The sequence below is a fragment of the Desulfovibrio sp. 7SRBS1 genome, assembly GCF_049723905.1.
Lineage (GTDB): Bacteria > Desulfobacterota > Desulfovibrionia > Desulfovibrionales > Desulfovibrionaceae.
In genome coordinates this window covers 2,082,429-2,109,307 of the sequence record NZ_JBJKFD010000001.1, presented here as the reverse complement: position 1 = coordinate 2,109,307, position 26,879 = coordinate 2,082,429, and the positions used below count along the sequence as shown (strand labels likewise).

At 57.3% G+C, this 26,879-nt stretch carries 26 protein-coding genes; 9 read left to right on the top strand and 17 right to left on the bottom strand.

The features are described from left to right. Positions 1-154: 154 nt before the first annotated feature. From ACI0FJ_RS09710 to nifU, 6 genes are all read right to left on the bottom strand, one after another. Positions 155-1,039 (bottom strand): hypothetical protein, encoded by an 885-nt coding sequence (locus ACI0FJ_RS09710; RefSeq protein WP_424302451.1) that lies wholly within the window; start codon positions 1,037-1,039, stop codon positions 155-157. A 46-nt stretch (positions 1,040-1,085) separates the two neighbouring features. Beyond that, positions 1,086-1,499, bottom strand: a complete 414-nt coding sequence (locus tag ACI0FJ_RS09705) for a VOC family protein (RefSeq protein ID WP_424302448.1) — start codon at positions 1,497-1,499, stop codon at positions 1,086-1,088. Positions 1,500-1,781: 282 nt separating this feature from the next. Then, entirely contained in the window at positions 1,782-2,672 is an 891-nt protein-coding gene (gene epsC / locus ACI0FJ_RS09700) for a serine O-acetyltransferase EpsC (protein WP_424302445.1), read from the bottom strand. Positions 2,673-2,858: 186 nt separating this feature from the next. Further along, positions 2,859-3,788, bottom strand: coding sequence for a cysteine synthase A (gene cysK, locus ACI0FJ_RS09695; RefSeq protein WP_424302442.1), 930 nt, complete (start codon positions 3,786-3,788; stop codon positions 2,859-2,861). A 150-nt stretch (positions 3,789-3,938) separates the two neighbouring features. Then, positions 3,939-5,123: a cysteine desulfurase NifS gene (gene nifS, locus ACI0FJ_RS09690; RefSeq protein ID WP_424302439.1), complete on the bottom strand. Its 1,185-nt coding sequence runs from the start codon at positions 5,121-5,123 to the stop codon at positions 3,939-3,941. Then, positions 5,123-5,959, bottom strand: a complete 837-nt coding sequence (gene nifU / locus ACI0FJ_RS09685) for a Fe-S cluster assembly protein NifU (RefSeq protein WP_424302436.1) — start codon at positions 5,957-5,959, stop codon at positions 5,123-5,125. Before nifU ends, nifS begins: the two co-directional genes overlap by 1 nt. Before the next feature lie 272 nt (positions 5,960-6,231). Here nifU and ACI0FJ_RS09680 point away from each other — a divergent pair, with 272 nt between their 5' ends. Next, complete coding sequence (locus ACI0FJ_RS09680) at positions 6,232-6,804, top strand: hypothetical protein (RefSeq protein ID WP_424302433.1); 573 nt, start codon at positions 6,232-6,234, stop codon at positions 6,802-6,804. A 375-nt stretch (positions 6,805-7,179) separates the two neighbouring features. Here the strand turns inward: ACI0FJ_RS09680 and ACI0FJ_RS09675 are convergent, their stop codons facing one another. The 5 genes from ACI0FJ_RS09675 to ACI0FJ_RS09655 all read right to left on the bottom strand — a co-directional run bounded on the left by ACI0FJ_RS09675 (position 7,180) and on the right by ACI0FJ_RS09655 (position 11,424). After that, positions 7,180-7,509, bottom strand: a complete 330-nt coding sequence (locus tag ACI0FJ_RS09675; RefSeq protein ID WP_424302430.1) for a hypothetical protein — start codon at positions 7,507-7,509, stop codon at positions 7,180-7,182. A 306-nt stretch (positions 7,510-7,815) separates the two neighbouring features. Next, complete coding sequence (locus tag ACI0FJ_RS09670; RefSeq protein ID WP_424302427.1) at positions 7,816-8,142, bottom strand: hypothetical protein; 327 nt, start codon at positions 8,140-8,142, stop codon at positions 7,816-7,818. Between the two features lie 22 nt (positions 8,143-8,164). Next, complete coding sequence (locus ACI0FJ_RS09665; protein ID WP_424302424.1) at positions 8,165-9,706, bottom strand: sialidase family protein; 1,542 nt, start codon at positions 9,704-9,706, stop codon at positions 8,165-8,167. A gap of 20 nt (positions 9,707-9,726) precedes the next feature. Beyond that, on the bottom strand, positions 9,727-10,638 hold the full coding sequence (locus ACI0FJ_RS09660) for a dihydroorotate dehydrogenase (protein WP_424302421.1): 912 nt from the start codon (positions 10,636-10,638) through the stop codon (positions 9,727-9,729). 3 nt (positions 10,639-10,641) lie between these two features. Continuing rightward, a complete protein-coding gene (locus ACI0FJ_RS09655) occupies positions 10,642-11,424 on the bottom strand; it encodes a dihydroorotate dehydrogenase electron transfer subunit (protein ID WP_424302418.1) in 783 nt (260 codons plus the stop codon). Positions 11,425-11,522: 98 nt separating this feature from the next. Here ACI0FJ_RS09655 and ACI0FJ_RS09650 point away from each other — a divergent pair, with 98 nt between their 5' ends. Next, entirely contained in the window at positions 11,523-13,493 is a 1,971-nt protein-coding gene (locus ACI0FJ_RS09650; protein ID WP_424302416.1) for a U32 family peptidase, read from the top strand. A gap of 69 nt (positions 13,494-13,562) precedes the next feature. Here ACI0FJ_RS09650 and ACI0FJ_RS09645 read toward each other — a convergent pair whose 3' ends face one another. Beyond that, positions 13,563-15,557, bottom strand: a complete 1,995-nt coding sequence (locus ACI0FJ_RS09645) for a methyl-accepting chemotaxis protein (protein ID WP_424302413.1) — start codon at positions 15,555-15,557, stop codon at positions 13,563-13,565. Positions 15,558-15,800: 243 nt separating this feature from the next. Between ACI0FJ_RS09645 and ACI0FJ_RS09640 the strand changes: the two genes are divergently transcribed. Beyond that, positions 15,801-16,760, top strand: a complete 960-nt coding sequence (locus ACI0FJ_RS09640; protein WP_424302411.1) for a site-2 protease family protein — start codon at positions 15,801-15,803, stop codon at positions 16,758-16,760. A 51-nt stretch (positions 16,761-16,811) separates the two neighbouring features. Here the strand turns inward: ACI0FJ_RS09640 and ACI0FJ_RS09635 are convergent, their stop codons facing one another. Further along, positions 16,812-18,092: a diguanylate cyclase gene (locus ACI0FJ_RS09635; protein WP_424302408.1), complete on the bottom strand. Its 1,281-nt coding sequence runs from the start codon at positions 18,090-18,092 to the stop codon at positions 16,812-16,814. A gap of 367 nt (positions 18,093-18,459) precedes the next feature. Here ACI0FJ_RS09635 and ACI0FJ_RS09630 point away from each other — a divergent pair, with 367 nt between their 5' ends. The 3 genes from ACI0FJ_RS09630 to ACI0FJ_RS09620 are packed head-to-tail and all read left to right on the top strand — an operon-like array spanning position 18,460 to position 19,701. Then, positions 18,460-18,918, top strand: coding sequence for a chemotaxis protein CheX (locus tag ACI0FJ_RS09630; RefSeq protein WP_424302405.1), 459 nt, complete (start codon positions 18,460-18,462; stop codon positions 18,916-18,918). Positions 18,919-18,950: 32 nt separating this feature from the next. After that, positions 18,951-19,157 carry a DNA-binding protein gene (locus ACI0FJ_RS09625; RefSeq protein ID WP_424302402.1) on the top strand — a complete coding sequence of 69 codons (207 nt, stop codon included), beginning with the start codon at positions 18,951-18,953 and terminating at the stop codon, positions 19,155-19,157. Positions 19,158-19,167: 10 nt separating this feature from the next. Then, on the top strand, positions 19,168-19,701 hold the full coding sequence (locus ACI0FJ_RS09620; protein ID WP_424302399.1) for a hypothetical protein: 534 nt from the start codon (positions 19,168-19,170) through the stop codon (positions 19,699-19,701). 269 nt (positions 19,702-19,970) lie between these two features. On the opposite strand, the gene cysQ is transcribed toward ACI0FJ_RS09620, so the two are convergent. Together cysQ and ACI0FJ_RS09610 are read right to left on the bottom strand one after the other, a co-directional pair. Further along, positions 19,971-20,768 (bottom strand): 3'(2'),5'-bisphosphate nucleotidase CysQ, encoded by a 798-nt coding sequence (gene cysQ, locus ACI0FJ_RS09615; protein ID WP_424302396.1) that lies wholly within the window; start codon positions 20,766-20,768, stop codon positions 19,971-19,973. Beyond that, positions 20,737-21,426 (bottom strand): hypothetical protein, encoded by a 690-nt coding sequence (locus ACI0FJ_RS09610; protein WP_424302393.1) that lies wholly within the window; start codon positions 21,424-21,426, stop codon positions 20,737-20,739. Before ACI0FJ_RS09610 ends, cysQ begins: the two co-directional genes overlap by 32 nt. A 284-nt stretch (positions 21,427-21,710) precedes the next feature. Between ACI0FJ_RS09610 and ACI0FJ_RS09605 the strand changes: the two genes are divergently transcribed. From ACI0FJ_RS09605 to ACI0FJ_RS09595, 3 genes are all read left to right on the top strand, one after another. Next, positions 21,711-23,435 (top strand): aldehyde ferredoxin oxidoreductase family protein, encoded by a 1,725-nt coding sequence (locus tag ACI0FJ_RS09605; protein ID WP_424302390.1) that lies wholly within the window; start codon positions 21,711-21,713, stop codon positions 23,433-23,435. Between the two features lie 130 nt (positions 23,436-23,565). Continuing rightward, the gene (locus ACI0FJ_RS09600) at positions 23,566-23,790 is read left to right on the top strand and encodes a MoaD/ThiS family protein (protein WP_424302387.1); all 225 of its coding nucleotides are present in this window, start codon (positions 23,566-23,568) and stop codon (positions 23,788-23,790) included. 13 nt (positions 23,791-23,803) lie between these two features. Continuing rightward, positions 23,804-24,721 (top strand): HesA/MoeB/ThiF family protein, encoded by a 918-nt coding sequence (locus ACI0FJ_RS09595; protein WP_424302384.1) that lies wholly within the window; start codon positions 23,804-23,806, stop codon positions 24,719-24,721. A gap of 30 nt (positions 24,722-24,751) precedes the next feature. Here ACI0FJ_RS09595 and ACI0FJ_RS09590 read toward each other — a convergent pair whose 3' ends face one another. Continuing rightward, positions 24,752-25,162 (bottom strand): STAS domain-containing protein, encoded by a 411-nt coding sequence (locus tag ACI0FJ_RS09590; protein ID WP_424302381.1) that lies wholly within the window; start codon positions 25,160-25,162, stop codon positions 24,752-24,754. 105 nt (positions 25,163-25,267) lie between these two features. Next, positions 25,268-26,620, bottom strand: coding sequence for a YhjD/YihY/BrkB family envelope integrity protein (locus ACI0FJ_RS09585; protein ID WP_424302378.1), 1,353 nt, complete (start codon positions 26,618-26,620; stop codon positions 25,268-25,270). Positions 26,621-26,879: the final 259 nt, after the last annotated feature.

The window sequence follows — 26,879 nt, the reverse complement described above, 5'->3', positions numbered from 1 at the left end:
CGCGGGGGACCCTAGCACCGGGAAGGGGAGAATTCAAGGCAAATGGGTGCAGTCTTTCCGATCCGCGAGTTTGGCGCCGTCTGTATTCCCTGAACCGAAAAAACAAGGGGGTAAATTGCAGGATACAGATAACGTGGAGCAAAACTCCGGGGTATCAGGTGCAGGCCGGACCGGCATCCTCGTCTTCTTGTTCGAACATCTCGGGCAGCAGCAGATAGGCGGCAATAAGAAAGCAAATTGCCCCGGCCAGCGTAAAAAAATTGCTCCACCACATGCGCAACGGCTGCATGGTATGGGCGGTGTCCGGTGCAAAGAATGCCAGCAGTGCGGAAATGAGGAAGAAAACAGACCCGGCCAGGTTGAACATCGTAATCCACCAGCCCAGGTTGCGGGGCTGAAACAGAATGTTTCCGTGGTAGATTTCGCGGCAGGCCAGCCAGCTGGAAACAAAGAAACAAACGGAACCGACCATGTTCGGCGTCCAGACAAACATGTTCTCGCCCATCCAGGCGAGGCCGGGAAGAAGGGCATCTGTGGTGGTGGCATTGAAAAGCAGGGTGCCGGCAAATTGTATTGCGGCGGACAGCCAGCCGAGATTGTGCGGCCGGAAGCGCCACCAATGCCAGCTGCTGCCGGAAGGTGGCGTGTCCGGCCCCTGGTACTCGGCCACATCCGCATTCATGGCCTGCAGCCATTGCAGCAGGCAAGCGGGAGTAAAGAAGACTGCGCCCAGCCAATAGGCTCTATTGAAGGCGGTTGACGAATACGGACCGCCCGGAAGTGTGGGGGCAATCGCAGCCAGACCGGCCAGGCAGAAGAGAAGAGAGCCGATCATAAAAAGGATGGATATCCACCAGGAGAGTTTGCCGATCTCCCAAAATCGCAACCAATGGGCTCTGCGCGACGGTTCGCAGGGGGCTGTCCGCCAGGTCCCGCTGCTGTCGTGCAGGCCGGGCAATCCTTTGCGCATGCGCCGCGACGTCTGAAAGTAACTGCGTCCGTCGGGCAGCGTGACATGGGTGTGGGTTATGAAGCGCATGGCATAAGAAGGGCCTCCATGTCCGGCGGACAAGGCCCCAAGAGTACTATTTGAACGAATATTCCATGAGCATGAGGTATGCTCCGGCGTTGTCCTGGATTACGGAAAAGGAACCCACTCCGGGAATCATTGTCGCGGGTACGGTAACTTCGCCACCCAGTTCTTTCACTTTTTCCAGAGCCTCTTCAATGTTGTCCACGGTAACGTACGGTCCCCAATAGTCGGGGGCTTCGCATCCGTCCGGCTTGGGAAGGATTCCTGCGGCCATGGCGTCTCCGGACTTGGCAACCACATAGATCTTTCCAGCCATGGGGCCTTCGGCTATGGGCATTTCTTCAAATGTCCAGCCGAACAATTCCCCGTAAAATTTTTTGGCCTTTTCCGGATCGGAAGCCATGAGTTCGTTCCAGGAAAAAATGCCGTGGCGCATGAAGTATTCTTTCAGGGCACAGTCGATCATTTGGTTCTCCTTTGTTGAAGTCTGATTTGTGGAATTTGGTGTGACGCCCGTCAAAGACATGCGGCACTGTGCAGCGACATGTGGCGGCACAGTGCGCCGAAGTTCCGTAAAAGCATACGCGGTAAATGAACGGCTAGCCAGTGCCATTCATTTACCGCGTTATGGGATACGTTGTCGTGTGCGCATGCAGATTGGGGTGGCGGTATAAACGGTTTTGGACTCTGCACTGCGAGTTTTTTTTGTGTCGTCAAACCGCGGTTTTCAGATCTCGATCCCCCGACGCTAGTCGGCCCTTTCCTGAAGTACCCTGGCACCGGTGGGGATGTCGCGGGTTACCCAGACGTTGCCCCCGATAACCGCTCCTTTGCCGATGGTTACGCGGCCCAGAACGGTGGCGCCGGAGTAGAGGATGACCTCGTCCTCCACAATGGGGTGGCGGGCAATGCCCTTGATAAGCTGCCCTTCCTCGTCTTTGGGAAAGGATTTTGCCCCAAGGGTGACGCCCTGGTACAGGCGGACATGGTTGCCGATGATGCAGGTCTCGCCGATGACCACGCCGGTGCCGTGGTCGATGAAGAAATACTCGCCGATGGTCGCCCCCGGGTGGATGTCGATACCCGTGATGGAGTGGGCCATTTCCGTGATGATACGCGGGATGAGGTCCACCTTGAGCTCATGCAGGGCATGGGCGATGCGGTAATGGGTCAGGGCGGTGATGGACGGATAGCAGAAGATCGTTTCGCCGGGGCTCACGCTGGCCGGATCGCCTTCAAAGGCGGCCATGACGTCCGTGGACAGCAGCCGCCGTATTTCCGGCAGTTTGGCAATGAAACGTTCGGTCAGCTGTTTTGCCTGCTGGTCGCAATCATTGCAATCGCCTTCGCCATTGAGCTTGCAGAAAAAGCAATGGCCGCGCCGGATTTGTTCGCAGAGCATGGAGGCCACTTTGTCCAGGCTTGCGCCCAGATGGTAGGCCATGGTGTCCGGCGACACATCGGATTTTCCGAAATAGCCGGGAAAAAGCACGGCCCTGAGGCGGCTGACAATTTCTTCCAATGCCTCGATGGAAGGCATGGGCTGGTCGTGGCGGGGCTGATGGTAAACTGTCTCGTAGGATTCGGGATTGGACAGCTCTTTGATGATTTCGTCGAAATTATTGATTTTGGGAGACATGATATCTTTATTTCCGGGGGCTTGGCCCTCCGGCCTTTTCGTTGGAGTTGGCTTTGTGGGGCGACGGCATACGGAGACGAACGGTTCAGCCGATCGTTTTCCAGGCGCCCACAGTCTTTGGCGCGTATCTGTGTGATGTCCGCATTCGGAAAGAATTTTTCCGGCATGCGGCCCGTGTAAGGCGGACTACTCGGAATGCGAGAACAAGTCCGTGCTCAGATAGCGTTCGCCCGTATCGCAGACGACAAAGACCACCCGTTTGCCCGCGAATTCCTTGCGCTGGGCTATCTTCAAAGCGGCATAGGCATTGGCACCCGACGAGATTCCGCACAGGATGCCCTCTTTGCGCATCAGGTCGCGGGCCGTGCGGAAGGCATCGTCGCCGCCCACAGGCATTATCTCGTCCACCACGGAGCGGTCCAGGTTGCCGGGCACGAAGTTGGCCCCGATGCCCTGGATGGGATGGGGGCCTGCCGCACCTTTGGACAGCAGGGGCGACTCTTCGGGCTCCACGGCCACGATGTGCACGTCGGGATTGCGACGCTTGAGTTCCCTGCCCACACCGCTCACGGTGCCGCCCGTTCCCACTCCGGCCACGAAAACGTCCACCTTTCCGTCTGTATCTTCCCAGATTTCAACGGCAGTGGTATTTTCGTGCGTGGCCGGGTTGGCCGGGTTTTCGAACTGCTGAGGCATGAAGGCATTGCCGGATTCGGCAACGATTTCCTCGGCCTTGCGTACCGCTCCTTCCATGCCTTCCGAGGCCGGTGTCAGCACCAGCTCGGCTCCCAGTCCGGCCAGGAGCATGCGGCGTTCTATACTCATGCTCTCGGGCATGGTCAGGATAAGGCGGTATCCCTTGATGGCACATGCCAGGGCAAGGCCAATGCCGGTATTGCCGCTTGTGGGTTCCACAACCAGCGTATCCGGGTTGAGTATACCGGCTTTTTCCGCAGCTTCTATCATGCTTTTGCCGATGCGGTCCTTAACGGATGAACACGGGTTCATACATTCCAGTTTGGCCACTACGTCTGCGCTACAACCAACGGCGAGACGCCCGAGGCGGACCAGGGGGGTCTTGCCGACCAACTCCAACATGTTTTCGTGAATGGCCATATTCTTCTCCTGAAATAGGTAACGCCGTGTTCATTGCGGGCGGTGCGGGGTCGAGTGGACCCGAAAAAACGTCAAAAAAGCCTTAAAGTCCCCTCGGCCCGGCCGGTGCACTGTGCACAAGCCGGGCCGGGAAACGCTGCAGTGTTTGTCTCAACAGGTGCAGGCGGGCTTTTCTGCGTCCGTGTCCCGGAATGGGGACATGGCGCGCAACCGCTCCACAATGGGAGGCAATTTATCAATAACCGTATCTATTTCCTCGTCTGTTGTATAGCGGGAAAGGGAGAAACGCACGGACCCGTGGGCATAGGTGAACGGTACGCCCATGGCGCGGAGCACGTGCGACGGCTCCAAAGAACCGGAGGTGCAGGCCGAACCGGACGAAGCGCAGATGGCGTACTGGTCCATGAGCAGCAGAATGGCTTCGCCCTCGATGTGCTTGAAGGCGATGGACAGGGTGTTGGGCAGGCGGGAGTCTTCGTCTCCGTTGACAATGGAGAGGTCGATGGCCTTGAGCAGTCCGTCCTGCAGCCTGTCGCGCAGTGCCTTTACGCGGGTGTTTTCCTCGGCAATGTTCTGCCCGGCCATTTCCAGGGCCTTGCCCAGGCCCACGATGGAGGCGATGTTCTCGGTACCGGCCCGGCGTCCGCGTTCCTGGTGCCCGCCGATGAGGAACGGGCGGAAACGCGTGCCCTTGCGCACGTACAAAACGCCGACGCCCTTGGGCGCGTGCAGCTTGTGGCCGGACAGGGCCAGAAAGTCCACGGGCAGGTCGGCCATGTTCAGCGGCAGCTTGCCCACGGCCTGAACCGCGTCCGTATGCAGCAGGATTCCCTTTTCCTTGACGATTTCCGCAACCTCATGGATGGGGAAGATGGTTCCGGTCTCGTTGTTGGCGGTCATAACCGAGACCAGGGCCGTATCCTTGCGCAGGCTGTCACGCAGTTCGTCCAGGTCCAACCGTCCCTTGGAATCCACGCCCAGATAGGTCACGTCAAAACCGTTTTCCTCCAGGTGCTTTGCCACGGACAAAACAGCCGGGTGCTCCACCCTGGTGGTGACGAGGTGGCGTTTTTCCGGCTGGGAGGCGAGGGCCGAGTGGATGGCCGTGTTGTCGCTTTCCGAACCGCACGAGGTAAAGATGATTTCCTGCGGATGGCAGCCCAGGGTTTGGGCGGCGCGTTCACGGGCCGTGTCCAGATATTTGCCGACCTGCCCGCCAAAGGAGTGCATGCTGGAGGGATTGCCGTACAGTTCGCCCAGAAAGGGGAGCATTTCCTCCAGAACTTCCGGAGCGGTGCGTGTGGTGGCGTTGTTGTCCAGATATATCGGCTGCATTATCTGACCTCCTCGACGACGATATTTTCGTCCACGGCTTCGCGCAGGCGGTGTTCAACAAAATCCTTCAGCGTTATCTGGCTCATGCGGCAGGTGGTGCAGGCCCCGCGCAGGGCGACCTTGACCTTGGCCCCTTCGATGTCCACCAGCTCTATGTCGCCGCCGTCCTTTTGCAGGCTGGGGCGGATTTCCCTGGTTATCAGGTCGTCGACAAGGCGCATGCGTTCCAGATTGCTGAGCTTGCGGTCCTTGCATTCGGCTACAGGGGGCTTGCCCTGGGCCTGGGCCAGCAGCCGCTCTATTTCCGGCACGCATTCGCCACAGCCGCCTCCGGCCTTGGTGAAGTTGGTGACTTCCTCCACCGTGGTCAGCCCGTTTTCCTCAATGGCCCGTAGAATCTGCAGGTCGGTTACGCCAAAGCACTTGCAGACCAGCTTGCCTTCGGCGTGGTCGTGCGCTTCCACGGTTTCGCCACGGTAATTCTTGATGGCAGCTTCCAGAGCTTCCTGCCCCATGACCGAGCAGTGCATCTTTTCCTTGGGCAGGCCGCCGAGATATTCGGTGATGTCCTTGTTGGTGACTTTCGAAGCCTCTTCGAGCGTCATGCCCTTGATCATTTCGGTAAGGGCGGAGGAGGAGGCAATGGCGCTGGCACAGCCAAAGGTCTGGAAGCGCGCATCCTGGATGACTTCGTTTTCGTTCACCTTGAGAAACAGCTTGAGGGCGTCGCCGCAGGCCAGGCTGCCGACTTCGCCAATTGCATTGGCATCTTCGAGTTCCCCCACGTTGCGGGGGGAGAGGAAATGTTCCTTAACCTTGTCTGTATAGTCCCACATGGTAACCTCCGTGGGTATTTTCTACCTTTTTGGTATGAATCGCTGACTTCTTTCTATAATACCTCATATCCACTCTGGGAAGTAAGAAAAAAAATTTTTTTTCTTGGAAAAAAGGGAACCCGCCGCAAGGCTGGGAAATACGGGACTTTTTCATGGGGCTATAAAATCCGTCCGCTCTCTGATACCTAAAGGCTGAACAAGAGGATAAGGTCGGGAAAACGTTGTGTGCGTTTTCAGACATCCGTGCATATTTTGCATGTAAGGAGTTTACCGTGAAGATTATCCGCGCAACAGCGCTGTGTGTCGGAATTCTGGCTTGTTTGGCCCTGGCCGGGTGCGGCGGTTCCGCCAATCCCAAACTCATGTACAACACCGTCACCGGTCCGGCAGACAGCTGTCCGGCCAGCTTTACCGTGGTGGAATTTTCGCTGAAGGGCGACGACTCGCAGGTTGGGGAAAATTCGGACGGCGAGGGCATCTACACGGATGACGACATCTCCATGTGGGTTACCAACGCCCTGAAAAGGGAGTTGCAGGTCAACCAGTGCAGAACCCTGGTGCACGACAAGGAATATTATCCGATCAGCGATTTTGTAATTATGGGCAGTGTGGACAAATTGTGGGTGAAGCAGGAGTCCCTGACCGATTACAATGCCCAGCTGACGCTGACCGTGACCTTGAAAAAGGGCAACAAGGTGATTGCCACGGATACCGTGGAAGGCAATGTTGACCGCACCGTGATGCCCGGCAAGTCCGCCGTGCGCGATATTCTGGAGGAATCGCTCCAGGATGTGCTGCGCAGCGTGGTCGCCAAAGTGCTGGCCCGGGCGGAAATGAACAAATAGCAGGCCAAAGGCTCTGCTCTGAACCGGCGCTGCCAACCGGCCGCGGTGTTTCAGCTGGATGAAAATCAAAAGGCCCGGTGCTTGTGCACCGGGCCTTTTTGCGTGGCATACGCAGTGGGAAAAAATGTGGGAGCCCCAAGCCAGTATGGTCGTGAGAAGAACGCATACCCAACACGTATTTTTGATCCGCGCAGATTTGAACTCTTCACATTAACGCGGCTATCGCGCCCTATATCCGCTTCGCCCAGGGTGGGGAGAACGGTGCGAGGGCAAGGCGCTAGAAAACTGCAAGGCCGACGCGTATTCTTTTATACGCGAGGATTTGCAGTTTTCGCAGCAACGCCGCCATCACGCCGTTATCCCCACCCTGGCTGGTTAGGGATAGTTCCTGCGGCAATATAAGGAGCAAGCCGCCTGGGCGTTGGCCGTGGCCCTTGCCAGGTCGATCCCCCTGTCCATGCCCGCCTTTTCATCCAGTGCGGTGTAGCAGGCATCTATGCACTGGTCCGCGCTGGTAAAGTTGCCGTTTTCCATGGCATCGGATGCGGCTCGGCAGAGGGAGCGGCTGACGAATTCCTCCTGGAATTCATTGGGCTGGGTCATGCACAGAAAGCGCATTGTGGAAGTGCTCATGGGGCCTCTATCGGCACAGGAGCACAAGCCGAACAGCAAAAAAATGCACATTGCCGTGCGTATGGTTTTCATACTCCCTCCTTTTTGGGAATGCCGTCTCCCTTTTTGTGGGGCAAGTTTTTTGACGAGTCTTCCTGTCACTTGGGGCTGGGCAGCGTGGAAATGTAATTTGACAAATCTGCCACCGCGCCGCGCCCGGAGTTGTCGTGCTGCATTTCCTACTATCCCAAGGGCAGGCTGCACACGAGGCATTGCACATGACGGGCTCTTCCCACCATGTGCGATGTGAAATTCCGGAAACAGTGCGAACGACCTGAAACCGGGTTTGCCGATTCACGATTCTCCGCGGAAGACAGTCAGTATTTTACGGACTTCACCCTAGGGATAATTGGTTTCGCAGAACACGGCGCAGGCGTCTTCGGCCCCGGCCTTGAAATGGGCGCAGGTATACATGGCCTGCTTGCGGTACATGGTTTCCAGCGCGTCGTCGCAGGCTTTTTCGCATTCAACGGCCGTGGTGAACTTGCCGCTTTGCAGCACTTGGATCGCAGTGCTGCAGATAGTTTCCTGGTCGGCTGGACCGCAACTGAGTTCTTCGGTGTTCGTGCACAGGAAGTGCATTTTGGAAATGCTCATGGGCTCTTTGGGCGCGCAGGAGCAGAGCAGCAGGCAGATGCCCAGAAAACAGGCTATACGATGCAACACGTTTGATCCTCCCTTAGGAATGTCATGTCAGGTCGCTTTCATCAAAGCGTATTCCCTCGACCCAGGTGGTCGTTCCCTTGTCATAGTCCGGGGCCTGTCCATCCGCAATATGATATACACAATAGAATGATCCATCAGGCAACTCGATCACTCCGTTGTAGCCCATGTCTCCGCCCCAGGCTCCTGCCGGATCTGCCAGCGTAAGGATGCGCCTGTCGGCTTCGGCATGGGGCATGCCCATCTCCGGGGTCCATTGCCAGGAATACTCGCGTCCGTATCCAGGGTCGGAAATGTGCAGTTCTGCCGCGTGCAGGTTCCAGCGGCACGAAACTTCGGCCATTTTCTGTTTGCTGGCGGCATTGCCCACAATGATGGGGCGCGCGTTCACGTCCACGTTTTTCAGTTGGACGCGGCGGCGCAACCGTCCGTTGATACGGAGGGCGATTTCGCCCTGGCTGTATTCCAGGCGGATGTTGACCCGTCCGGCGGGCAGGGAACTGCGCCGGGCACGGGGCAGAAGCGGACGGATGGTGCCCGGTTCGATGCGCCACCAGCAGCCCAGGTGGAGGTGCAGGGTATTGCCCGCACACATGCCGGGCGTCAGGTCCAAGGAAAGGTTGGCGTGGGCCCGGCGGGGATCGCTCAGGGGACGGAGCGCCCAGAAGGTCCGGGCTTCTTCCCTGTCCGTGCATTCCAGAAGCAGGCCGTCCTGCATCAGGTGCAGACATTCGGGCTTCGGCACGTGGCCGTGCACGGCGTATCTGCCCAGCTCGTCAACTTCACCCAGCCAGGCGGAAACCCCCATATCCGGCCCCACGTTGCGATAGGTGGTCAGCAGTTTGTCTTGGCTGGTCACCAGGGCAGTGGGCCGGTGTCCGATCATGGGCGTGTCCACGGGATCGCTCCAGGTGGCACCGTTATCCGAACTGAACCGGGCATAGGTGGGTTCGAACACCCCGCTGTTTTCACGCAGCAAGGCCAGCAGGCGGCCGTCGGGAAGTTTGACCATGGATGCCTCGCAATACATGAGGCACTCGTCGTGGCCCAAGATGGAGTAGGCTCTCCATGATTTTCCCCGGTTCTGACTGCGGTAGACCATCTGTTCCGTTGGAGGCTGCCCTGCCATGGGCGCGGCGCATTGTCCCCGGTGGTCGTGGGAGGTGGTCAGGAAGACGTCGCGGTCCAGCTGCAACACCCGGTCGAACATGGATTTTTCCAGGCCGTTGGTTGGTGCCTGGGCAAAGGTGCGCCCCTGGTCCACGGACCAGAACTGCATGCGGCTGCCGTCGTCCATGATGACGATCTGTCCGTCCGAGAGCTTTTGGATGCGCGGACAATGGCTGCCCGTTGCGCACAGCATGCGGGGAGCAGACCAGGTCGCGCCCAGGTCTGTGCTTTCACGCAGCAGCAGGCGCGACCATTGGGGCTCAATATGGCGGTCGCACTCCCGGTAGACCACCAGCAGGCGTCCATCGTCGGTGAGACAGACGTCGGGAAAGCTGAGGTAACGGCCGGAACGTTTGTCGATAACGACGTTGCGTCCGGCCTGGGCAATGCTCGGCATAGTGCCTCCGCCGTTGCAGGCTAAACTTGCAGGGTTCCCCGGAACTCGTCCCAGTTGGACAGTCCCAGTTCGTCGGCCAGGGCCTCGATTTCGTCCACCAGACGGAAGGAAAAATCGGGACGGATAAAGTTGCCCGTACCCACCTGGATGGCGTGCGCGCCCACCAGAATGAATTCCAGTGCGTCCTGGGCACAGGAGATGCCGCCCATGCCCATGGCGGGGATGGTTACCGCATTGCAGGCCTGATGCACGCAGCGCAGGGCCACGGGTTTGACCGCCGGACCGGAAAGTCCGCCCACCACATTGGCCAGACAGGGCCTGCGGCGCCGGATGTCCACAGCCATGCCGCTGATGGTGTTGATCAGCGAAATGGCATGGGCGCCACCTTCCTCTGCGGCGCGGGCCGCAACGGTGATGTCCGTGACATTGGGGCTGAGCTTGACCATGACCGGCTTGTCCTTGCTGCGGGACCGCACCATTTCCGTGACCTTGCGGATGAGTGTGGGGTCCTGGCCAAAGGCCGAGCCGCCCGCTTTGACGTTGGGGCAGGAGACGTTGACTTCCAGAAGGGCCACGCCTTCCTCGTCGGCGAAAAGACCGGCCAGATCGCCGAATTCCTCCACCGAGCTGGCATAGAGGTTGGCGATGATGGCTGTTTCCTTCCAGGGGAGTTTGGGCAGTTTGTTGCCCAGAAATTCCTCAACGCCCACATTCTGGATGCCGATGGCATTGAGCATGCCGGAGGCGGTTTCCACAAGGCGGGGCATGGGATTGCCTTTCCTCGGCTTGAGGGAGAGTCCCTTGACGGAAATGCCGCCCAGTTTTTTCAGGTCGCCGTAGGGCGTGAATTCCTGTCCGTAGCCAAAGGTTCCCGAGGCCGTCACCACGGGGTTTTTCAGTTCCACTCCGGCGATTTGTACACGCATGTCCATGGGTTATGCCTCCAAATCCAGATCTGTGGCCCAGAAGACCGGACCCCGTGTGCACACCTGGACGTGGTCGCCCTTGGCGTTGGTTGTTACGCATCCCATGCAGGCGCCAATTCCACAGGCCATTTTGTTTTCCAGCGAGAGCTGGGCCTTGGCCCCGTACTTGGTGGCCAGATTGCCCACGGTCTTGAGAAAGGGCATGGGCCCGCAGGCCACGACGTGGCCGTCGGCGTAGCGGGAAATGCGTTCATCCAGCATTTCGATGAATGTATTCAGGTCTTCCCTGGTCTGCTGGTAAAAGGTGTCCAGCTTGCTGACGAGTCCGTCAAAGAAGTCCAGGGGAAAGTTGGTTGCGGGCTGGGTGTGGCCCAACAGAAGTTCCAGATTGTCCGGATTTCCGAATTTGCGGGCGTAGCCCATAAAGGGGGCCAGGCCGATGCCTCCGGCCAGCGCCAGGGTGGGCTTGGAAGGATCGCGGGCGAAAAAGCTGCCCAGCGGGCCCCACCCGGTTACGGCGTCGCCGGGACGCAGTTCTGCAAACTGCCGGGTGCCGCGGCCGAGCTTTTGGACGAAGAAAAGAATTTCCTCCTCGTTTGCCCAAGCAATGGAAAAAGGGCGGGCCAGGACAGGATCCAAAGTGATCTTGCCAGGGCGTATCATGGCGAACTGTCCGGGGCTGAATGTTTTCCAGCCCACGGCTTTCAGCCCCAGGAGGAACTGGCCGCCTTCTTCCGAACCTATCAGCTCGTTGCGGGTCACCTCTGTGTCAAAGCATCTGTTGCGGTCCATAATCATCTCGTATAGGTGTTTGGGCCCTGTCATTTAAAACAGGGATAGTGTATTCTAGCCTGTACAAAGTCCTTCTACTGAAAGTATCACATAGAAACATGAACAATCACAAGCCACAAATTCTCGCCCCTGCCGGTGACAAAGAGGCATTTCTGGCGGCTTTGGCCGCCGGAGCCGACGCGGTGTACGCGGGCCTGAAACATTTTTCCGCACGTATGCAGGCCGACAACTTCGCGCTTAAGGAAATGGCGGCCCTGCGCGAACTTGCAGAGCGCCACGGGGCACACCTGCACATTCCCATGAACGTGCTGCTCAAGCCCGGCGAGGCCGACGCGGCAGGGCGGCTCATACAGCGGTTGAACAACATGGTCCAGCCGCATGCCCTCATCGTGCAGGATCTCGGCGTTATCGACATTGCGCGTCAGGCCGGTTTTGAAGGGGAAATCCATCTTTCCACCCTGGCCAACGTAAGCCATCCCGCGGGGCTGGCCATGCTCCGCGAAAAGCTGGGCGTGGACAGGGTTATTTTGCCGCGCGAGCTGAACGTGGACGAAATCAAGCAGTTTGCCGAGCAATGCCCCGAAGGGATGGACCTGGAACTCTTCGTGCACGGAGCCTTGTGCTATGCGGTTTCCGGCCGCTGCTACTGGTCCAGCTACTTTGGGGGCAAGAGCGGCCTGCGCGGACGTTGCGTCCAGCCCTGCCGCCGCATGTACTCCCACCGGGGCAACAAGGAACGGCTTTTTTCCTGCCGGGACCTGTCCCTGGATCTCCTGGTCAAGACGCTTCTGGAAGTGCCGAAGGTGACCTGCTGGAAGATCGAAGGCCGCAAAAAGAGCGCGCACTACGTCTACCATACCGTTGCCGCCTACCGCACCCTGCGCGACGGCAACAACAGCCCAGAAAGCAAAAAGGCAGCCATGGATTATCTGTCCATGGCTCTGGGGCGTTCGGGCACGCACTATTCTTTTCTTCCGCAAAAGCCGCATCCGGCTGTTACGCCCAAGGACGACACCGGTTCCGGCCTGCTGGCCGGACGCACGGGCGCGGGAAACGACGGCATGGCACCGCTCAAACCCCGTCTTCCCCTGCTGCGCGGCGACAGGTTGCGCGTGGGCTACGAAGACGAGCCCTGGCACCGCATAGCCCAGCTGGGCAGGAACACGCCCAAGGGCGGAACCTACCAGCTGCGCTTTCCCAAAAAGGCCCTGCCGCCCAAGGGAACCCCCGTGTTTCTCATCGACCGGCGCGATCCCGAACTTGTGGAACTTCTGGCCGGTCTGGAAAATGAACTGGCGACCATAACGCCCCAGGGCAAGGATGCCTCGGATTTCACTGCCGCGCCCCTTACTCCCTGCGAGCCGCTCAGCCGTCACGTGCGCCTGGATGTCTGGCGCAGCCAGCCCAAGGGGCGCATAGCCGACGCGCCCGGCATATGGGTGCGTCCCATGGTTGCGCGCGACGTGTCGCGGTCCATGGTGAGCCGCATCTGGTGGTGGATGCCGCCGGTCATCTGGCCCAACGAGGAAGACGTGTACCGCCGTACTTTGGTGGAACTGCTGCGCAACAAGGCCCGCAATTTTGTTTTGGGCGCACCCTGGCAACTCGGTCTGTTCAAGCCCGAGGACAACATCCGTGCCTGGGCCGGACCGTTCTGCAATATTGCCGGGCCGCAGGCCGTGGACGTGCTGCGGCGTCTCGGCTTCAGCGGAGCCATTGTCAGCCCCGAGCTGCCCATGGAAGACCTGCTGGCTCTGCCCAAACAGAGCACGCTTCCGCTGGGTATTGTTTCGGGCGGCATGTGGCCGCTGTGCGTGTCGCGGACCAAGGCGGCCGAGGTCAAGGCCGAGGAGCCGTTCTACAGCCCCATGAAAGAGGTGGCGTGGGTGCGGACCTATGGGCAGAACCATTGGGTCTACCCTGGATGGCCGTTGGATATTTCATCGGAAGTGGAAAAACTGCGGCAGGCCGGATTCAGCCTGTTCGTGAACCTGAGGGAAAGCAAACCCAAAAAGGTGCCGCAGGCCAAGCGGACCAGCCGGTTCAACCTGGACCTGAAGCTTCTGTAATCCTTTCGGACGCCGTCGCGGTCCCCGCATGTACGCGGGGATCGCGGACGCGTCGTACTCTCCCATCCCTTATTTCTTCACGGTAAAATAGCGCAGCGTACCCTGCAGCGAAGCCGCCTGGCTGGCCAACTCTTCTGATGTGGCGGCCATCTCCTCGGAAGCCCCGGCATTCTGCTGGATGGTGGCGTTGAACTGCGCCACTGCCTTTTCTATCCGGACCGCACCTTCCTGCTGCTCGGCGCAGAGACGGGCCACCTTTTGGATGCGTTCCGTGGTGCTGGCTATTTCCGGTTTGATCCGGGCAAAGAGTTCTCCGGTTTTTTCCGCAATGTCCACACTGGTTGCGGAAAGTTCGTTGATCTCCTGGGCGGTGGCTGCACTGCGTTCCGCCAGCTTGCGCACTTCCGCGGCAACCACGGCGAATCCCTTGCCGTTTTCTCCGGCCCGTGCGGCTTCTATGGCGGCATTGAGGGCAAGCAGGTTGGTCTGTCTGGCTATTTCCTCGATAAAGACGATTTTTTCCGCAATCTTCCGCATGGCGTTGATGGCCTGGCGGACCGTGGCCTCGCCCGAATGGATTTCCTGGTTGGAGGTTTCGGCTGTTTGCCGGGTGGATTCGGCGTTTTTCACATTGTCGTGTATGGACTCCACAATCAGGCTCAGCGAGGAGGATACCTCCTCTATGGAGGCGGACTGTTCCGTGGTGGACTGGGAGAGCACTTCGGAGGAGGTGGAAAGCTCCTCGCTGCTGGCAGCCAGGTTGTCCGTGGCACTTTGTACATCGCCGACCACGTTGTTGAGGTTGTCCGCCATCTCCTTCATGGACTGAAGAATGCCCGTGGCCTCCCTGTGGCTTTCATCGTTTTCCGCAATGGTCAGGTCGCCCTTGGAAATGGCGTCCGCCACTTCCGCAATGTCGTTGGGTTCGCCACCAATGGCGCGGATGACGGAGCGTGATCCCAACAGGCCGACCACCACGCCCGCCGTAACGAACAGGAGGGAAATGCCGAGTATGATGAAGATAATGGACTGGACTGTGGCGTCGAGGGCCTTTTTCTTGGCAAGCACGGCTTTGTCGATGTCGTCGATGTAGACCCCCATGCCGATGACCCATTCCCATGGCTTGAAAAGCTTCACAAAGGAAAGTTTGGGCACGTCGCCTTTTTGGCCGGGTTTGGTCCAGTAATAGGGTACGTAGCCTTGTCCGGAGGATTGGACCGTGTCGACCATGGCGCGGAAAAAGTATTTGCCCTTGGTGTCCTGCATGTCGCCGACCAGTTTGCCGTCGAGGGCCGGATTTGCCGGATTCATTATCACCCTGGGTTCAAGGTTGTTGACCCAGAAATAGTTGCCGTCCGACTGGCGCATCTTGGCAAGCTGCTGCAGCGCTTCGGCTTTCATTGCCGAGGTGATGTCTTCTATCCATGCGCCCGTGCCCACTATCCATCCGGCCTCCTTGAGCAGGCGCACGTAGGAAATCTTGAGTTTTGGCTCCTCCTCGCCGGGTTTGGCCCACCAATATGAGGTCATGCCGGAACCGTGTGCCTTGGCGACTTCGGTCATGTCGCTGACGATCCGGCTTCCTTTTTTATCCGTAAGCTGGCTGGCGTCTTTGCCTGCAAGTTTGTCGGAAGGGTGGGCCAGCATGATGTTGTCGAGGTCGTGCACCCAGATGTAGTTGCCGTCGTCGTATCGGGCAGGGACAACGAGTTCGTTCAGCCCCTTGAGCAGCTCTTTTTCGGAGATCCTGTTCTTGTTGCGCTTGTAATACGCGCTGACCTGGCCGTAGACCGCGTCCACCAGCCGCTTCAGGTCGTCCAGCTTGGCCTTTTTGAGTCCTTCGATATCCTGGGAACGATTGTAGTAGCTTTCCACTGTTCCGGTTGCCATCTGGACGAAGTCTTTAAGTTGGAGCTTTTTTTCCGCAAGTGTGTCGGAGCGGAAGGTCTGCATCTCGACTTCGGCGTACTCGGTAATCTGGTATACGAAAATCCAGCTCAGAGTACCTATGGCCACCACTGTCGAGATGATCTGCATAAGTGTCATCTTTGTTCTCAGGCGCATACCGGGTATCCTCCCTATGATAGCAGAAGAATGCGCGACACAATGTTTTTTCGATTGCAGCTTTAAGAGGAATTTTAGTGTAGCATAATTTCCCACTTAAAAAATAGTCTTTTGCCAAAAAGAATAATCCGCGGGAGAAGGAATTTGACAAATGGAATGGAAAAAGTGCTGTTTTGTGTATACACTGCTCCTTACCATCTAGGATCGATCCAGGGGGATAGGCGGATCTAACCGGAGAAGACGATGAGTAGTCATTTCAGAGGAGTACACGCTTTGGCGCTGCTGCTGACGGTCTCGGCCTTCTGCGGCTATTACCTTTCGGCCGTATTTGGTTCGTCTACCGTTTATACCTTGCTGCTACTCTTTGGGGGCGGGGGGCTTGCCGTTTTGTCTTTGTTGCCTTTCTGGGAAGAACCGGATTTGACCGTTCCGGTATGGCTGCAAAGGCCTGAACATTTTCTTTTGGCAACAACGGTGTTCTATCTGGTGGCCAAAGTGTGTTCCCTGTTGCTCCACGAGTGGTCTCATGCTTTGTGGGCAAATTGCCTGGGGGTGCGTACAGGCAGTATTTTCGACATTCATTATGGTCATGGTTGGATTATGAAGGGAATTTATGCGGTGGATGACGGCGGCTTCTATGACCATCTTTTTTCTTCGGGGCAGGGGATAAAGGCCGCGTTTGTCGGCGGAGGGGGACCGCTGACGAATCTTATCCTTGCCGTGGTCTGCCTTTGGCTTCTGAAAACCATGGATATGCGGCGGCACACGCTGTGGGCCTATTTTCTGTTCTGGAACGCGGTGCACAATCTGGCCCAGCTTTGGTCCTACATACCGGCCAGAACAATGTTTCATGACGACAGTGATATAGTGTTTTTCTGTAAAGGGCTGCATATCCCCCAATGGATATTTTTAATTGCGGGCACTGCACTGCTGGGTCTGGCTTTTTACCTGCTGTTGGCAAAGCTGTTGGTGCGGCTTGCCGGGGCGTTGGTATTTCCCCCGCAGCGTGCCATCGGCGTGCTGGCACTCGGCTGGGCCACTATTTTCATGTATTATGGTGCACTGCCTATAATCTATTCATTGTCTTCGGTTACGGACCCGAGCATGCTTTTGTTGGGGCTTGAACTGGCAGTAGGGGTGGTTGTGGGCGCGTTTGCCTTCAAGCGGTTGCGGCGTTCCGTAAAAAACACGCGTTTGTTTTGAGGTCGGGTTTTTTTGTCCAGAGTGGAGCAGAGGACCGGTCGTTTCGGGGAACTACAGCACGGTGACCCGGTTTTTTCCGTCGGTTTTCGACCGGTACATGGCCCTGTCCACGCGCTCCACAAGGTCTGTTACCGTCTCGTCGGGCAGAATGCGGGTGGCCCCGAAGCTGGCGGTAACCGAGGGCTGGCCTCCGAACGAATTGTCTTCCATGACTGTACGCAGTTTTTCCGCAAGTCCTCGGGCCTGGTCGTTGTCGCACCCCGGTGCGAGCAAAAGAAATTCTTCGCCGCCCCAGCGTGAAAGAATATCTCCCTGGCGGATGCTTTTGCCGATGATTGCGGCGACGTCGATGAGCACTTGGTCGCCCACGTTATGGCCGAAGGTATCGTTGACGTGTTTGAAGTCGTCCAAATCGAACATGATCAGGCTGGAGGTCAGGGTGTGGCGTTTGACCCGGCCGATTTCTTCGGCAAGCAGCCGGGTGAAGGTCATGCGGTTGCACAGCCCGGTAAGGTGGTCCGTGGCTGCCTGAAAGGCCAGGCTCTGTTTTTCCACTTCCAGCCGGGTGATGTCCGTAAAGCTCACCACATAGACTTCGGAGTCGGGAAGCCGGTTGCTGGACACCAGAAAATATCCCTGGCCGGAATCGGGCACGGGGCTGTTGAGCCGGACCATTTTCCCCGAGCATTCGGTAGTGGAAAGTCCTTCCAGCGTAAGGTCTTCGTTGTTGTCCTCGTCCACGGGAAAAATAAAGGAATCGAGGTCTGCGCCGCTCAGGCGAAAGCTCTCCAGGCTGTCAAAGCCCAGGTATTTGAGAAAGGTGGTGTTGATGTAATCGACCTGTCCATCGGCCATGGTGACGATGAAGTTGGGGTTGATGTCCAGGAGAAATTTATTCAGACGATTGGCTTCCTGCAGCCTTCGTTCGGCAAGAAGCGACTCGGCAATATGCGTTATCAATTCGACCACCGCGTCCTGGTCGAACGGCTTGATGATGTATTTGTCCACATTCAGTTCTATGGAACGCAGCAGATAGTCTGAATCGTTGTATGCGCTGGTGACCACGATGGGCGTGTGGGGAGACATGGAACGGATGTTGGCGGCCATTTCCATGCCGTCCATTTCCGGCATGCGGATATCCGTGATGACGATATCCGGCGATTCGGCACAAAACTTTTTGAACCCCTGCGCACCGTTATTTGCCGCGTGGAGAACTTCTACAAGAGGCTCCAGAATTGTGCGCAGGTGCAATTGAATAATGGGGTCATCTTCCACATGCAGGATGGAGATCCCTCGGATTTTGCGTCCTTTGTTCACATCTCGCTTGTTCATCTGCCGTATTTTCTCCCCGGATTAACGGACCTGAAAACTGACATTTCCTTTTATGAACTTTCTGTATGGCATAATCGGCGTTTCACGCCAATAACGTTAGGATTATAATTTCCTTCTGATGCCGGTTCGAACTATGAAAAATGTAGTGTACTCTCCGCGGAAGTGGTGCCTTGCCGGGCAAATCAGACTTGCCATGGGGCGGGAGTTGAATATACTATTCAACTCTGGGCCTGTTGATCGTCACATTTCCGCGTTAATGAGGAATTGAAAGAGGTTGCAGGACATATTTTTATGACCGGCATGTTCGGTCCCAAAGTTACTCATTACTGCCAAGCATGGTGATGCGTTAGCATCCAGGAGTTCCCAAGTGGATATCAATGTTGCCAAGCCGTTCATAAAAGCCACCACGGATGTTCTCTCCACAATGGCCATGATTACTCCCGTACCTGGGAAGCCCTTTGTTAAGAAGGACAATGTCGCCCGTGGGGATGTGACCGGCGTGATAGGTATAACCGGCGAAAAAAATGGAACCATTTCCGTTACGTTTACAAAAGATTGTGCAGTCAATATCGTCAAGAACATGCTTGGTGGAGACATCGAGGATATCGTACAGGACGTGAAGGATGCCGTCGGTGAGCTGACCAACATGATTTCCGGGCAGGCCCGTCGCGGCCTTTCGGAAATGGGATATGTTTTTCAGGCGGCCACGCCTACGGTTATCATGGGCACCAACCACACCATCCAGCATGTGTCCAAAAGTCCCATAATGGCTGTACCTTTTTCTACAGAGGCAGGCGACTTCACAGTGGAAGTCAGCTTCGAGTAGCGACCCGAACCCAAGGAACGGACGCGGCATTCATGCGTTTCGTCAAATATCTCAGGAACTCGGGGTATCGCCTTTTCAGGGGCACAGTGGACTCGTCCGTGTATGCTACCTTTGGTTGTCCCAGCCCTCGCAAAGCTGTCTGGTATTTCAAGGAAGGCAGCTACCAGTGTGCCGGGTGCAAACGCCAGTGCGAAACCGACTCGCCCGTGGGGTTTCAGATATTTCTTTACCTCAAGTAGGGAAATGCGCATGCGCAGAACTGCAGGTCTGATTGTCCTGATGCTTCTTTTGGGAGCCTGTGGGACGGCATTCGGGGCGGAAAACGCCACCGGTTCTACAGCTGCGCCTCCGCCGATAGGGAATCCACCGGAACCGGACGAACACATCCTTAACGCCACGGAAAAACTCGGCGACCTTCCTTTCCGCCTTCCCGCTCCTCCGCTGGACGAAGAAGAATTCGATCCGTCTGCCCTCTACCGCGACATCTGCCAGAAGGCTCTGGGTGCGGTTTCCTGCAAGTACTACAGAGATTTCAATTTTATCGGACGCAAGGACAATGCCTTGCGGTTCAATGCCTTCTATGCCTCCAAGGCGTCGGATTTCTATTGTTTTGCGGAATATCACAGTGTGGTCCTGGCTTCCCCGGCCTGGGGGAAAATCCGCGTGACCGTGCCGTATACAATAGATAACGAAGGCCGTTGCGTCTCTGCCGAAGTGGGCATGTCCTTCTGCAGCCAGCGGGTGACAATCCAGAGCTGCGAGAAGAAAAAGCAGTTTCCGTAATATTCTCTCGATCCACCCCATTCCCGTCTGCAAAATTTTTCTGGACCACACCATGGATGGCAGATTGACCGCAAGGTTCAATCAATTTGGCTGCGCAAAAAAATGTGGGAGCCACAATTCTCAGTGGTGAGGAAAATTCAGGCGGCCGCGTCATTTCTGATACGTGAAGGGCCGGGCCGTTTGAGGCAAGGCCGCTCTCGCGGTCATGGCTGTTTTAGTGCCCCTGGCCGCTCTCGTGCCCTTGGCCGCAGCCTGGGAGGATATGGCTTTTATCCCCTGCAGATGAACCCCGGATTCTTCAGGCTTTTCTTGTTGTAGGGAAAATCACCGCCGTCCAGCGCAGTGAGGCTTCCGCCCGCACCTTCCACAATAGCCTGTCCTGCTGCGGTATCCCATTCCATGGTGGGGTTGAAGCGTTGGTACAGGTCGGCCGTGCCGTCGGCGATGCGGCAGAACTTCACGGCCCCGCCCACGTTCAGACGTTCCACAATGTTTCTGTCCGCCAGTGCTTCGTCCATCCCGGACGAGGGATGCGAACGGCTGAGCAGTACGCGCAGTCCCTGCTCCTCGGTCCGTCCCGAGGATTGGATTGCCTGCGTTGTTCCGTCGGAGAAGCGATGGTATGCGCCCACTCCCTTGCCGCCGTAATAAGCGTCTCCGGTTACCGGGAGAAAAATCAGACCCCATGCCGGGTGGCCGTCCCGAACCAGCCCGATGCAGATGCAGAACTCGTTGCGTCCGGCAATGAACTCCTTGGTGCCGTCCAGCGGATCGACCAGCAGAAATTCTTTCCATTGGCGACGTTCATCCGGGGCGGGGAGGGCGGTTTCTTCGGATACTATGTGGATTTCTGGAAATATATTGGCAAGTCCTGCCCGGAGAATGGCGTCGGAACCCTTGTCCGCCAGGGTGACCGGGCTTCCGTCCTTTTTGCGTTCAATCCCGGCCTGGTGAAAATCCGCTGGCCTGCTGTCGGCTGGTTCGAAAAACTCAAGAATGCGGTCCGCGGCTGTGCGGGCCAGGGCGATGGTCTGGTCAATTTCCTGTTGTGTCGGCGTGGTGTTCACTGCTCGTTGTCTCCCGGCATGTAAATCGTATCAGCTCTGTTGCACTGTGCGCAGGAGTTTCTTTTGTTCCCTGGGGCGTGGGCTGCGGCCCGGCCTGCGCAAGGAAGGTGCGCACGGGAACAGTCCTACCATCTATGCTCAGGGAAACAAGGTGTTTTTCCAGCTCCCTGCCCAGATTGTTTTCCAGCTCGCCCAGCAGTCCCCTCAGTTTTTCCTCGGTAACAAACACGCCTTTTTTCAGAATTCCGCTGCCGCACATGTCAGCCACAAAGCTGAAGAGTTTGACGCGGAGACTCCCCAGTTCCCTGGAATTCGCCAAATCTGCGGCATGGTGGCGGGCTGCGCTGATGTCGTCCCGAAAACTGGAAAATGGGCTGGAGCAGGCCATGGTGATGCCGACCAGTCCCGGCATGGCCGTGCCCAGTGCGAGAACGCAGTCGGGGATGAGGAGGGCTTCTTCCAGGTTGTCCACCGGGGAGTTGTCCAGAAAGACGGTCCTTATTTCGTCTTCCACCTGCTGCGGAGTCAATTCCAGCTCGGTCAGAAGAAACTCCTTGATGCTCTGGGGGAGCTGGCAACTATATTCGACTCCCTGCCGCAGTATGTGATGGAATAATGAAATGTTATTTTTGGATACAATACATTGCATGTGCTTCATGGTGTCCGTCCTGCAATTTTTCTGTATATATTTTTAATGCAGTATGTTGGCTTGTTGTGTCTTATGTGAAAAAAGACATAATATGTTGTATTGTGTTATGTCTAATAAGGCATAGCTATATATTCTTTACAGTTAATTTTTTTGTAGTATAGAGAGAAAAATAAAGAGCTACAACCCATAACGCTGCTTGCTTCCGTTTTTTTTGTTTCTTCCAAGCTGGGCTTGGGGAATGGTTCCCCAGAAAAGCGGACATGCAAACCGGCGCCGAAACGACAGGAGACGCTATGAGCAAGATTCTTCGCATCAACACCAGGACGCGGGAATATTCCTTTGAAGATATGGGAGAGTATGCCGGGCTGGGCGGTCGCGCCCTGACTTCGCGGATTATCCGCAAGGAAGTGCCGGCAACCTGCCATGCCCTATCCAAAGAAAATAAGCTCGTCTTCGCCCCCGGCATCCTTACAGGTACCAGAGCGGCCAACTCGGGTCGTATTTCCGTGGGGGCGAAATCCCCGCTGACAGGCGGTATCAAGGAGTCCAACTCCGGGGGGATCGTTTCGCAGAAGCTGGCAAAGCTGGGCTTGGGCGCAATTATCCTGGAAGACAAGCCCGAACGGGACGCACCGTTCATGGTCATCCGCCTGAACAAGGACGGCGTGACCATTGAGGACGCTCCCGGTTCCATGGGCATGAAAAACTACGAATATCAGACCGTGCTCGACGAAGCGTACGGCGGCAAGGCTGCCTGTGCGGTTATCGGCGTGGGCGGTGAAAAATGTCTGAAAGCCTCCACCATCCAGTTTACCGACCCCGAAGGCAACCCGGCCCGTTCCGCAGGCCGCGGCGGCATGGGAGCGGTGATGGGCTCCAAGCGGGTCAAGGCGCTGGTGGTCGACGACAAGGGCGCTGCCGGTGTGGAATACGCTGATCCCGATGCTTTCAAGGTGGCGGCCAAGCGCTGGGTGGAAATCCTGCGCGGCCATGCCATCACCGGGCAGGGGCTGCCCGCCTACGGCACGGCAATCCTGGTGAACGTTATCAACGAAGCCGGGGCGCTGCCCACCAAGAATTTCCGCGAAGGCTATTGGGACAAGGCCGCCGATGTGTCCGGCGAAAAAATGGCCGAAGTCATCACCCAGCGTGGCGGCAAGGTCAAAGAAGGCTGTCATCCCGGCTGCGTCATTCAGTGTTCGCAGCGTTACATGGACAAGGACGGCAAGTACCTTACCAGCGGTTTCGAGTACGAAACCCTGTGGGCCATGGGCCCCAACTCCCTGATCAATGATCTGGACGCCATCGCCACCATGGACCGCATGTGCGACGAATACGGCCTGGATACCATTGAAATGGGCAACGCCATTGCCGTGGCCATGGAAGGCGGCGTCATTCCCTGGGGCGATGCCCAGGCCGCCATCAAGCTGCTGGACAAGGTCGGCAGCAACGATGCCATGGGAAACATCATAGGCAACGGCGCGGGCTTCATGGGCGAAGCCTTTGGCGTGGACCGCGTGGCCGTGGTCAAGAACCAGGCTTTGCCCGCCTACGATCCCCGTGCGGTCAAGGGCGTGGGCGTTACCTACGCCACCACCCCCATGGGCGCGGACCATACCGCCGGTTACGCGGTCTGCCAGAACATACTGAAGTGCGGCGGTGACGTGAGCGGGCTGGACAAGGCTGGCAACGTGGAACTGTCCAAGGGACTCCAGGTAGCCACCGCAGCCGTGGACTCCGCCGGTTTCTGCCTGTTCGTGGCCTTTGCCGTGCTGGACGTGGAAGAGTCCATGCAGATCATCTGCGATATGCTGACTGCCCGTTTCGGACAGACCTTTACCCCGGACGATGTTCTCGGCCTGGGTGCCTCGGTCCTTAAAGACGAGCACGACTTCAACCGCGATGCCGGATTCACCAAGGTGGACGACGAACTGCCGCGTTTCTTCCGCGAAAACCTGCCCCCGCACAATGTGAAGTGGGACATCGACGTGGACGAACTCCAGGCCGCTAAGTTCTAATGTGCTGTCCGCCTGATACGTCAACGTATTGGGGCGCATTCTACAGAAATCTATGGAAGGGAGGGGCGCCGACAGGCCTCTCCCTTTTTTTACTTGAAATTCACCCTGCCAAACCACAAACTGCAAAAATATGAAGATTACAGTAAAATGTTTTGCCACACTCTCCGACCGCCAGCCGGAAAACGATTCCGAATACGATTTCCGCGGGAGCACCCTGGGGGATTTGCTTGCCGAACTGGCCATAGATCAGGATGAAGTTGCCCTGCTGTTCGTGAACAACCTGCATTCCGAGCCGAAGCGCGAGCTGGTGGAGGGCGACCGCGTCGGTATTTTCCCGCCCGTGGGCGGAGGATGAACCGGAGGATCGCATGACTTCCCCCCTCGTAAACGCCATTGTCCAATCAGCTTTCAAGGAAGGTGCGCAGGAATTGCTCTCCGGTTGGGATACATTGCGCCTGGCCCGGGAGTATTCCCTTTCCCCTGCCGACGTGGACGCCCAGGCCCTGCGTTTGGGGATCATGCCGCAGCGCTACCAGCGCAATCATGCCGCCTTTTCCGTGGAAAATCAGATCGCCATGCTGGAGGCCACGGTATGCATCGTGGGTTTGGGCGGGTTGGGCGGCATTATGGTGGAAGGGCTGGCCCGTTTGGGGATGGGATACATGCGGGGCGCGGACGGCGACGTGTTCGACCCCTCCAATGGAAACCGCCAGATTCTGGCCACGGAACGGACCATGGGGATGAGCAAGGCGTTCGTTGCCAGGGAGCGCGTGGCGCGCATCAACCCTGCGGTACGTTTCGAGGCGGTGGATAGGTTTCTTTCCACACAGGAAATGAGTGCCTTTCTGCGCGGTGCGGATCTGGTGGTGGATTGCCTGGGCGGGCTGGAGTATCGCATGGCCTTGCAGGAAGCGGCCGAACAGGCGAAGATTCCCTTGGTTACCGGGGCCGTGGCCGGGTGGACCGGATACGTGGGCTCGGTGCTGCCCCAAGGCACTGGCCTGTCTGGTGATTTGGGGAATTCTGGAAATGCGGGTGAATCTGGTGGTTCGAGGGCTTTGGTAGGCCCTGCCCGGTTTATGGACCGCTGCGCAGGCAGCGCGGCCGCCGAGGACAGCCTTGGAACCCAGGCTCCGGGTGTCTATTCCGTCGGGGCCTTGATGTGCTGTCAGGTCGCGCAGATAATAACCACGGGAAAGGCTTCGCTGGATGGAAAGATGCTGATCATGGATCTTTTGTCCATGGATTTTGAAAAGGTCGATATTTCCGGCTCCAAAGCAACGTAGCACATCGGCTCTTGCGGAGCTTTTTTTCTCTTACGACTCGTTTGTTTCCACTTCCGCGTCCACATTTGCAGGCGTGTCTTCAACTTCTCCCGCTTCTTTTTGCAGCTCCAGCACCTTGCCCACCGCGCTTTCAATGTCGTCGGCAAGAAGCAGCAGGGTCTCCAGCTTGGCTGCCTTGAAAATGCTGATGATCTTGCGGTGCAGGTTGCACAGAACAAGCGGGCATTCCCCGCAGGCGCCACGTGAACACAGAATAATGATGCCCAGGGCGCTGCTGTCCACAAGTTGAACCAGACCAAGGTCGAGTATGAGATATTTTGCGCCTTTGCGGACAAGACGGGTGATTTCGCCCTTCAGCTCCAGGTGGTTGCCCAGGTCGATGCGCTTTTCCACGACCTTGAGAACTTGAATTCCATCGATTTCACGCTGTTCGAACTGCATACCCCCACCCTTGTTGTGTCGTCTTCAAACCGGCGGCACGGTAGCATTTTTTTGGGCGGGAGCAAATGAGACTCTCTTCTATCTGCCGGGATGCCACCAGCACCATTAGGCCAGAGGGGAAGATGCTTCTTCCCGCTCCGCGGTCAGAATATGGAATTCCTTGAGGCTGAGGTTGTCCGGGCTTTTTTCCGCAGATTGCAAAAGTTTGTCCAGATTGTCCGAAACAGCGAGGTAGTCGTCGCGGATGAACTTGTTTTCCGAGGGCGGAATGTTGGACAGGGCGAGGATGATGTCCAAAAGCCGGACCTGGTCCGGGTCCCTGGCAAGGGCGTAGGCGTGGTCGTCGCCTTCCAGGGGCAGCACCATGCCGTTGGTGTGCAGGTCGGCAAGAACCCCGGCAACGGTTTCGGCCGGAACCTTGAGCCGCGCAGCCACGTTGGATGCGCCTTCCGGGCGTCTGCCCGTTTCAAAGTCGGCAGTCATCAGCAGCATGACCAAAACGCCGATGTGGTCGCGTTCCCGCCTGCTGACATGCTCTGCCCGCAGCTCTCCGGCAAAGGATTTGGCGTGCTGGATGGCGTAGCCGATTTCCGATCCCAGCAGAACAATGCTCCAGCTGATGTACAGCCACACCAGAAACAAGGGGAATTGGGCGAAACTGCCGTAGATTGCGTTGTAGTTGCTGGCCCCTATCTGGTAGGTGATGTAGGCCCATTGCGCGCTTTGCCAGAGCAGGGCCGCGAATATTCCGCCCACGACGGCTGGCACTATTTTGACCTTGGTGTTGGGGATGAACACGTACAGCACGGTCAGTGCCAGCCCGATCATAATGTACGGGGCGATTTTGATGATGCCCAGGTGCAGGTAGTTGAACGCGGTGATGTCCAGCAGGCTTTGCACCAGGGAGTCGTTTTCCAGGCTGACGGTCAGGCTGACGCCTGCCAGTACAAAGACCGGACAGATAAGGGTGACGGAAAAGAAGTCCGTGAACTTGCGCCACATGCGGCGGCCTTTTTTTATGCCCCAGATGTCGTTGAAGGCGCTTTCTATGGTGCCCATCAGGGAAATGACGGAAAAAAGCAGGATAACCAGCCCCAGGGTGCCCAGCGTCTTGACGTTGGTCTGATCCACGTAGGTGAGGATTTGGTCCACCATGGCTGCACGGCCCGCACTGGCGCGCATGAGCAGGCTGCGGATGTATTCGGTATTTTGCAGCCCCAGGGCCTTGGAAATGGAAAAGGCAACGGCAAGGAACGGCGCAATGGAAAGCACCGTTGTGTAGCTGAGGGCCGCGGCCCGCAACAGACATTTATCGCGCAGAAAGCCGTGGGCCACAATGTAGAGCAGCCGGAAAAAACCGAACAGGGTGCGTTCGCCCCGGTCCATGCCGCCCAAATCGGCAAACCAGATATCGTGGGTAAAGAGTTTGATGAACTGGCGGATGCGCCGGTTGAACATGGCAACCTCGCGGTTTCTCTGTGCTTACCTGGGAACGGATGCCGCTCGTCGTAGCCAGTACAACGTATATCCTTTTTGGATGGTGGGGAAAAGAAAAAGTGCCCTGCGACGTGTGGAGCCCGTGTCGGAGGGTTGTGGGGAGGTTTTGCGCAGCATGTGGTGCGCACGGCAAAGGCCATAGTCCTTGCCGGAGGCAGGGGCTCAGGCTGCTGACAAAGGCCCGATAGCGTCGTTGTTTCAAAAAACTCAAACCCTCGCG

Coding starts and splice junctions, on each gene's coding strand:
- ACI0FJ_RS09710 (WP_424302451.1), bottom strand. CDS start 1,039: ATGCGCTTCATAACCCACACCCATGTCACGCTGCCCGACGGACGCAGT.
- ACI0FJ_RS09705 (WP_424302448.1), bottom strand. CDS start 1,499: ATGATCGACTGTGCCCTGAAAGAATACTTCATGCGCCACGGCATTTTT.
- epsC (WP_424302445.1), bottom strand. CDS start 2,672: ATGTCTCCCAAAATCAATAATTTCGACGAAATCATCAAAGAGCTGTCC.
- cysK (WP_424302442.1), bottom strand. CDS start 3,788: ATGGCCATTCACGAAAACATGTTGGAGTTGGTCGGCAAGACCCCCCTG.
- nifS (WP_424302439.1), bottom strand. CDS start 5,123: ATGCAGCCGATATATCTGGACAACAACGCCACCACACGCACCGCTCCG.
- nifU (WP_424302436.1), bottom strand. CDS start 5,959: ATGTGGGACTATACAGACAAGGTTAAGGAACATTTCCTCTCCCCCCGC.
- ACI0FJ_RS09675 (WP_424302430.1), bottom strand. CDS start 7,509: ATGAAAACCATACGCACGGCAATGTGCATTTTTTTGCTGTTCGGCTTG.
- ACI0FJ_RS09665 (WP_424302424.1), bottom strand. CDS start 9,706: ATGCCGAGCATTGCCCAGGCCGGACGCAACGTCGTTATCGACAAACGT.
- ACI0FJ_RS09660 (WP_424302421.1), bottom strand. CDS start 10,638: ATGGACATGCGTGTACAAATCGCCGGAGTGGAACTGAAAAACCCCGTG.
- ACI0FJ_RS09655 (WP_424302418.1), bottom strand. CDS start 11,424: ATGGACCGCAACAGATGCTTTGACACAGAGGTGACCCGCAACGAGCTG.
- ACI0FJ_RS09650 (WP_424302416.1), top strand. CDS start 11,523: ATGAACAATCACAAGCCACAAATTCTCGCCCCTGCCGGTGACAAAGAG.
- ACI0FJ_RS09645 (WP_424302413.1), bottom strand. CDS start 15,557: ATGCGCCTGAGAACAAAGATGACACTTATGCAGATCATCTCGACAGTG.
- ACI0FJ_RS09640 (WP_424302411.1), top strand. CDS start 15,801: ATGAGTAGTCATTTCAGAGGAGTACACGCTTTGGCGCTGCTGCTGACG.
- ACI0FJ_RS09635 (WP_424302408.1), bottom strand. CDS start 18,092: ATGAACAAGCGAGATGTGAACAAAGGACGCAAAATCCGAGGGATCTCC.
- ACI0FJ_RS09625 (WP_424302402.1), top strand. CDS start 18,951: ATGCGTTTCGTCAAATATCTCAGGAACTCGGGGTATCGCCTTTTCAGG.
- ACI0FJ_RS09620 (WP_424302399.1), top strand. CDS start 19,168: ATGCGCAGAACTGCAGGTCTGATTGTCCTGATGCTTCTTTTGGGAGCC.
- ACI0FJ_RS09610 (WP_424302393.1), bottom strand. CDS start 21,426: ATGAAGCACATGCAATGTATTGTATCCAAAAATAACATTTCATTATTC.
- ACI0FJ_RS09605 (WP_424302390.1), top strand. CDS start 21,711: ATGAGCAAGATTCTTCGCATCAACACCAGGACGCGGGAATATTCCTTT.
- ACI0FJ_RS09600 (WP_424302387.1), top strand. CDS start 23,566: ATGAAGATTACAGTAAAATGTTTTGCCACACTCTCCGACCGCCAGCCG.
- ACI0FJ_RS09595 (WP_424302384.1), top strand. CDS start 23,804: ATGACTTCCCCCCTCGTAAACGCCATTGTCCAATCAGCTTTCAAGGAA.
- ACI0FJ_RS09590 (WP_424302381.1), bottom strand. CDS start 25,162: ATGCAGTTCGAACAGCGTGAAATCGATGGAATTCAAGTTCTCAAGGTC.
- ACI0FJ_RS09585 (WP_424302378.1), bottom strand. CDS start 26,620: ATGTTCAACCGGCGCATCCGCCAGTTCATCAAACTCTTTACCCACGAT.